Source organism: Microbacterium sp., assembly GCF_003248605.1.
Lineage (GTDB): Bacteria > Actinomycetota > Actinomycetes > Actinomycetales > Microbacteriaceae > Microbacterium.
Map to the genome: position 1 here is coordinate 1 of NZ_QFPF01000119.1, position 7426 is coordinate 7426.

Below are 7426 nucleotides of genomic sequence, written 5' to 3' on the forward strand. Positions count from 1 at the left end.
GACCGCCGCCGCGGTGTCGGACCTGCTCCGCGCCGGCGCGTCGCTGCGCGGCATCGCCCGCACCGACGAGTTCGCGTACTCGGTCGCCGGCGACAATGCGCACTACGGCACGCCCCCGAACGGAGCGCTGCCGGGCGCCCTGCCCGGCGGCTCGTCGAGCGGCCCGGCGACGGCGGTCGCGACGGGGCAGGCGCAGATCGGCCTCGCGACCGACACCGCCGGGTCCATCCGGGTGCCGGCGTCGTACCAGGGTCTGTGGGGCCTGCGCACGACGCACGGGCTCGTGCCGAGGCAGGGACTGCTGCCTCTCGCGCAGACGTTCGACACGATCGGCTGGCTGACCCGCGACGGTGAGACCCTGCAGAAGGTCGTCGACTGGTGCCTGAGTTACGACGGGTCGGAGTCGACCGAGAGCGTCTTCGGCGAGTCCGGCCGCGACCTGCCGTGGAGCTTCACCGTGCCGGCCGAGATGCTCGATTCCGTCGAGCCCGAGACGCGGGCCGCCTTCGAGCGCCTCCTCGGCGCCCTCGAGGGAGCGAGCGACGCGCCCGCTGTGGCGACAGCATCCCTCGGCGATCCCGACGAGTACTTCGCGGCGTTCCGCGCCGTGCAGGGTGCCGAGGCGTGGCGCAACAACGGCGACTGGCTGCGTGAGCACCCCGGCGCGGTCGGCGCGGCGGTCGCGGAGCGATTCCGCATTGCATCCGAGGTGACGCCCGAGGCCGAGCAGGCGGCGCGGCACACCGTCGACCGCCTGCGCGAGCGGCTGCACGACGCCACCCACGAGAGCGTGCTGATCATGCCGACGGTGCCGGGGCCCGCGCCCATGCGCACGCACCGCGGCGAGCGGGTCGATGCCGTCCGCACCGCGACGCTGCGCATGACAACGCCCGCCGCGATCGGCGGCATGCCCGCCATCTCGATCCCGCTGCTGACCGTGCCCTCCGCGCTCGGCCCCGCGCCCGTCGGCATCAGCCTGATCGCGCGCGCAGGCACCGACATCGCCCTCGTTCGCCTGGCGCGCCGCCTCGCCCGTGCCGCCGCCGACCTCGTCCCCGCCCCGAAGGATGCCCCGTGACCGACCTGCCCGGACCGATCGCCCCGCCCGCCCGCCTGCTCATGGGCCCGGGCCCCATCTCGGCGTATCCGAGCGTGCTCACCGCGATGTCGGCGCAGCTCGTCGGCCAGTACGACCCGTTCATGACGGGCACGATGGCCGAGACGCAGGCCCTCTACCGCCAGGTCTGGGCGACGGAGAACGACGCGACCCTGCTGATCGACGGCACGTCCCGGGCCGGCATCGAGGCGGCGATGATCTCGCTCATCCGCCCCGGTGACCGAGTGCTCGTGCCGGTGTTCGGGCGATTCGGGCACCTGCTCGCCGAGATCGCCGAGCGCGCCATGGCGGAGGTGCACACGATCGAGGTGCCGTGGGGGCAGGTGTTCACTCCCGCCGCGATCGAAGAGGCGATCGTGCGCGTCAAACCCCATCTGCTCGGCCTCGTGCAGGGCGACACGTCGACGACCATGCTGCAGCCCCTCGACGAGATCGGCGAGATCTGTGAGCGCCACGGCGTGCTGTTCTACTCCGACGCCACCGCATCGCTCGGCGGCAATCCTTTCGAAGCGGATGCCTGGGGCCTGGATGCGGCGACGGCCGGGCTGCAGAAGTGCCTCGGCGGGCCCTCGGGATCTGCCCCGATCACCCTCTCGGAGCGAGCCGTCGAGATCATCCGGTCGCGGAAGAAGATCGAGGCCGGCATCCGCGAACCCGGCGACGAGGACGCTCCCGACTTCGTGCGCTCCAACTATTTCGACCTGGGCATGATCCTGGACTACTGGGGTCCGCGGCGCCTGAACCACCACACCGAGGCGACCTCGATGCTCTACGGGGCCCGGGAGTGCGCCCGCGTGCTGCTGGGCGAGGGTCGCGACGCCGTCATCACGCGCCACGTGCTGCACGGCGAGGCGATGCTCGCGGGCGTGCGCGGGCTCGGTCTTGTCGTGTTCGGCGACGTGGCGCACAAGATGTCGAACGTCGTCGCCGTCGAGATTCCCGAGGGTGTGGCGGGGGATGCTGCGCGCCAGGCGATGCTCGATGACTTCGGCATCGAGATCGGCACCTCGTTCGGTCCGCTGCACGGGCGCGTGTGGCGCATCGGCACGATGGGGTACAACGCCCGCAAGGACGCCGTGCTCACGACTCTCGCGGCCCTCGAGCAGGTGCTGCGTCGCTTCGGCGCGCGCGTGCCGGTCGGTGGCGGAGTGGACGCGGCCCTCGACGTGTACGCCGGTGAGGCGCGATGACACGCACCCTGCTTCCCGATCTCACCCCCGACGTGGTCGCCACCGCAGCCCGGCGCGTCATGGCGCGCTGCGACGAGCTCGCGCGCGTCACGGCCGCCCCCGGGCAGATCGAGCGGGTCTACCTGTCGCCGGAGCACGCGCGGGTCAATCGCCTGGCCGCGGAGTGGATGCGCGAGGTCGGCATGACGACGCGGCAGGACGCCGCGGGCAACCAGATCGGGCGGCTCGCCCCTTCGACGGGCTCCGGGGCCGTGGGGTCAACGGGCTCCGGGGCCGCTGCGCGGTCGTCGAGCGCGCGCGGAGCGCGAGACGAAACGCCGGACGTGCCCACCCTCATGCTCGGCTCGCACCTCGACACGGTGCCCGACGCCGGCCGCTTCGACGGCATCGTCGGCGTGCTGATGGCCCTCGAGGTGGTGCGGCTGCTTCGCGTTCCGGGGCCGGATGGCCGCGGAAGCGTGTCGCCCCTGCCGTTCGCGATCGAGGTCGTCGCGTTCTCCGATGAGGAGGGCACACGGTTCGGCAAGGCGCTGCTGGGATCGTCGGCCGTGGCCGGCACGTGGGACGACGACTGGTGGCAGCTGACGGATGCCGACGGCACGACGCTCCGCCAGGCGTACCTCGAATTCGGGCTCGATCCCGGGCGGGTCGGCGAGGCCGCGCGCCGGTCCGACGAGCTCGTCGGCTACCTCGAGGCGCACATCGAGCAGGGCCCGCAGCTCGACCGACGCGGCGAGTCGCTCGCTGTCGTGTCGTCGATCGCCAGCGCGCGCAGATTCCAGCTGGTCGTCGAGGGCGAGGCCCGCCACGCCGGCGGCACGCCCTACGACATGCGCCGCGACGCCCTGCTCGGGGCGAGCGAGGCGGCGCTCGCGGTCGAGCGCATCTGCGCCGCCGAGCACCACATCATCGGCACGGTCGGGCAGCTCGAGGCATTCCCCGGAGCGGTCAACATCGTTCCCGGCGAGGCGCATTTCAGCCTCGATCTGCGCGGCGAGTTCGACGAGTCCCGCGACCGGGTGTGGAGTGCGATCTCGCGCGATCTCGACGGGATCATGGGTCGGCGCGGCCTGCGCTGGCGCGCCCGCGAGGTGCACAACGCTCCCGCGGTCATGTGCGCTCCTCTGCTGCAGGACGTCGTGCGCGAGGGGATCCGCGGCGCGCTGCCCGACATCCCGGACGACCCGGCAACGCTCTTCAGCCCGGCAGGGCATGACGGCATGTCGATCGGCGCGATCACCGACGTCGGCATGCTGTTCCTGCGCAATCCCGACGGCATCAGCCACCACCCCGACGAGGCGGTCAGCTCCGCCGACGTCGCGCTCGGCATCCGAGCGCTCGCCGAATCGGTGCTGCACCTGTCGGCCGAGCCGCGGTGAGGTGCAGGCGGGGATGCTGCCCGGTGTGAGACTGGTGCGATGACCGCGGCCGACAGCATCCTCGACGGCATCGTCGCCGAGATCCGCCGCACGGGCTTCACGGCCCACGGCGTCCACGTGCTCGTGGGCGGCGACACCGCCGAGCACGCCTTCACCGCGGACGTCCGTCGCGACATCCAGTCGATCGCCAAGGGCCTGTGCGTCATGGCCGCGGGCATCGCCGCAGACGAGGGGATGCTGTCGCTCGATGCCCCCGTCGCGGCCTGTCTGCCGAGGGTCGCGCTCGGCGCGGGCGTCGAGCGCGTCACGATGCGCCACCTCCTCACGATGTCGAGCGGCATCGACATGCCCTGGTCTGCCACGATGCTCACCGACTGGCCCGATCTCGCGGTCGAGTTCCTCGGCCGGCCGAGCCGCGGACGGGTCTTCCAGTACGCGGGCGCGAGCACCTACACCGCGATGCGCGCGCTCGCGGCGGTCGTCGGCGATGTCGGCGCATGGGCGCAGTCGCGCCTGTTCGACCCCCTCGGCATCGACGCCGTCGAGTGGGCGCGATGCCCGAACGGCGGGATCGCGGCCGGCGGCGGCGTCGCGCTGCGCACGGCGGAGGTCGCCCGCATCGGCCGTCTCATCCGCGATCGCGGCGTGTGGGAGGGCCGCCGAGTCGTCGGCGCCGAGTGGATCGACGGCATGCACGCGGACTGGGTGGTCGCGGGCTCCGATCCCGGGTACGACCGGTATGCGCTCGCGGGATGGGGTGGGCCCGGCGCCGGCTGGCGCCTGCACGGGGCGTACGGTCAGCTCCTGCTGTTCCACGCCGACGCCGTCGTGACGATCACCGCCGCCGACGACCGGATCGAGAACCACACCGACGCCGACCCCCTCGCCGCGTTCGTGATGGCGTCGCTCGAGGCCCGGGCGGCAGCATCCCCTCGGTCGTAACGGCCTCGAAACACGGTGGCCGATGTTCGTGTAATCGACATCCCGTAGCGTCGATCAGGCGCCTCCATCCGCGCCCGCTCTGCTGTGCCCACCCGAAGGAATCCATGTCTCTTCTCGTCATCAACGCCCGACTCATCACGATCCCCGCGGGCACCGACGACCCCGGCTACATCGAGCGGGGGTGGATGCGGGTCGAGGACGGCCGCATCGCGGGAATCGGCGCCGGCGACCCGGCGGACGCCACCGCCGATGAGGTGCTCGACGTCGACGGCGCGTTCGTGGCGCCCGGCTTCGTCTCGAGTCACAGCCACCTCTTCACCTCGGGCCTGCGTGGGCTTGGTGTCGCCGACACCCTCTACGGCTGGTGCGACTCGATGCTGGGCCTCACCGCGTACGCGAGCGCCGAGGACGTGTACTGGTCGACGCTGCACGGCTCGCTCGACTTCCTCGCCAACGGCGTGACGACCGCCTACAACTTCACCGACCCGCAGCAGGCGTGGGAGTCGATGGTCGACGGCAAGCGGGTCGGCGACGCGCCCCTGCGGGGCACCGAGTACCACACCCGTCAGGCCGACGGATGCCTGGACGCAGGGCTCCGCTTCGTCGACTCGATCGGCATGGATGTCGCCGTCGGGTCCGATGACGAGATCTTCGCGCGCTTCGAGGCCGCGGTCGCGCACACCCGCGCGATGGACCCCGACTTCGCACTGGGCGCGTCGATCATGGGCCAGGTGCAGTGGTCGCCGCACCCCGAAGCGGCCGAGTTCGAGGTGGAGGCGATGCGCCGATTCGGCGTGACGAATCAGGCGCACTTCCTCGAGTCGCCCGAGGCCGTGCCGCTGCAGCAGTCGAAGTTCGCCCTGTACCGGGATGCCGGGGCCCTCGGCGAGGGCATGATGTTCGGGCACTTCATCCAGACGACGCCCGAGATCATCGAACAGGCCGCCGCCGGCGGCGCCGCGATGTCGTGGCAGCCCGCCTCGAACGGACGCCTCGCGTCGGGTGTTGCGCTCGTGCCGGAGATGATCGCGATGGGCATGAAAGTCGGCATCGGGCTCGACGATCAGGCCTGCACAGACGTGTCGGACCCGTGGCAGAACATGCGCATGGGCATCGCGATGCAGCGCGCGCGCACGAAGGATCCCCTCTCGATGATGCCCGAACTCGTGCTGCGGCTGCACACCCTCGGCTCGGCCGAGATCATGGGGGTCGCTGACCGGGTCGGCAGCCTCGAAGTCGGCAAGTTCGCCGACTTCGTCGTCGTCGACCCGCGCCGTCCCGACATGGGCCCCCTGTGGCACCCCGTGCGCAACTACGTGCTCTCGTCGACCCTGCGCAACCTCACCCGGGTCTACGTCGGGGGCGTGTTGGTGTCCGATCACGGCGCGTCGACCAACCCGCTCGCGGGTGAGGCGACGGCCCGCGTCCACGCGGACCTGCCCGCGGTCGCGGCCCGGATGGGCCGTCACCCGCACTGAGCGGCGCGGCGTCGTGCGGTCGCTGGAGCGGCCGTGCGGCGACATCTGCACGACCGATGGTGCGGGTGTGGCCACGGGGTGCGCATGAGTTGGCGTGGGCGCCGGTGGTCGCGCATCCGTCGGCGCAGCGGCAGCCCGCGAGGTGTAACGGCACCGAAACATCGCGCCAGTGTTCGTGAAATCTACATCGCATAGCGTCTGCAAGGTCGGCACGGCCGAGGCTCTGGGCCGCCGACGTACCCGAGTGCACACACCGTCCTGATGGAGACACAGCACATGACATTCCGCTTCAGCACCTCGCGCCGCCGCCTCGCCGCGGTCGGCGCCGGCCTCGCCGTGGCCGCCCTCGCCCTCACCGCCTGCGCCGGCGGCAGCGGCTCCGACGCCTCCGAGTCGCCCGCGGGCGACGAGGGCTTCGGCGACCTGACCCTTCAGCTCAGCTGGATCCTCAACGAGGAGTTCGCCGGCGAGTACTTCGCCGACACCAACGGCTACTACGAGGAGGCGGGGTTCTCGTCGGTCAACCTCGTCCCCGGACCCGAGACCGGCGTCGCCCCGCTGCTCAGCGGCTCGGCGGATGTCGCGCTGAGCGATGCCGTGTCGATCGGCTCGGCCGTCGCCAGCGAGGGTGCCCCCCTCAAGATCATCGGCGCGACCTTCCAGGCCAACCCGTTCACGATCCTCTCGCTCGCGGACGGCGGTGACATCGCCACGCCCGAGGACCTCATCGGCAAGCGCATCGGCATCCAGGACTCCAACCGCACCCTGTTCGACGCCTTCCTCCTCGCCAACGACATCGACGCCTCCGAGCTGACGATCGTCCCCGTGCAGTACGACCCCGCACCGCTCGTGAACGGCGAGGTCGACGGCTTCATGGCCTACCTCACCAACGAGTCGATCACCGTCGCGGCCGAAGGCCTCGAGACCACGAACCTTCCGTTCGCCGACAACGGGCTGCCCTTCGTCGCCGAGACCTTCACGACGACCGATGAGACGATCGCCTCGAGCCGCGACATGCTCAAGGCTTTCCTCGTCGCCGAGATCCGCGGCTGGACCGACGCCGTCAATGACCCCGAGGAGGGCTCGCGTCTGGCCGTCGAGGTCTACGGCGCCGAGCTCGACCTGAACCCCGAGAACTCGCTCGCGGGTGCGATCGCGCAGAACGAGCTGGTCGTCTCGGAGGAGACCGAGGAGTTCGGTCTCTTCTGGATCAGCGACGAGCTGCAGGCGGCCACGATCGAGAGCCTCGAGCGTGCGGGCCTCGAGATCGAAGCCGGCGACCTGTTCGACCTCAGCCTGCTGGCCGAGGTCTACGAAGAG

Annotated in this window: 6 protein-coding genes; all 6 read left to right on the plus strand. The window is 71.5% G+C overall.

Translation table 11 applies throughout. The annotated features are described in order from the left end of the window. Window positions 1–1078 (plus strand): amidase family protein (locus DI573_RS12930; RefSeq protein ID WP_292815019.1); only part of this gene is annotated, 1078 nt, incomplete at its 5' end. A gap of 41 nt (window positions 1079–1119) precedes the next feature. Continuing rightward, window positions 1120–2307 carry an alanine--glyoxylate aminotransferase family protein gene (locus DI573_RS12935; protein ID WP_292815029.1) on the plus strand — a complete coding sequence of 396 codons (1188 nt, stop codon included), beginning with the start codon at window positions 1120–1122 and terminating at the stop codon, window positions 2305–2307. Continuing rightward, window positions 2304–3686 (plus strand): Zn-dependent hydrolase, encoded by a 1383-nt coding sequence (locus tag DI573_RS12940; protein ID WP_292815021.1) that lies wholly within the window; start codon window positions 2304–2306, stop codon window positions 3684–3686. The genes DI573_RS12935 and DI573_RS12940 overlap by 4 nt, the downstream gene beginning before the upstream one ends. 39 nt (window positions 3687–3725) lie before the next feature. Continuing rightward, entirely contained in the window at window positions 3726–4628 is a 903-nt protein-coding gene (locus DI573_RS12945) for a serine hydrolase (RefSeq protein WP_292815023.1), read from the plus strand. Between the two features lie 104 nt (window positions 4629–4732). After that, on the plus strand, window positions 4733–6106 hold the full coding sequence (locus DI573_RS12950) for an amidohydrolase family protein (protein WP_292815025.1): 1374 nt from the start codon (window positions 4733–4735) through the stop codon (window positions 6104–6106). A gap of 276 nt (window positions 6107–6382) precedes the next feature. Beyond that, window positions 6383–7426: ABC transporter substrate-binding protein (locus DI573_RS12955; protein WP_292815027.1), on the plus strand; the 1044-nt coding region annotated here is incomplete at its 3' end.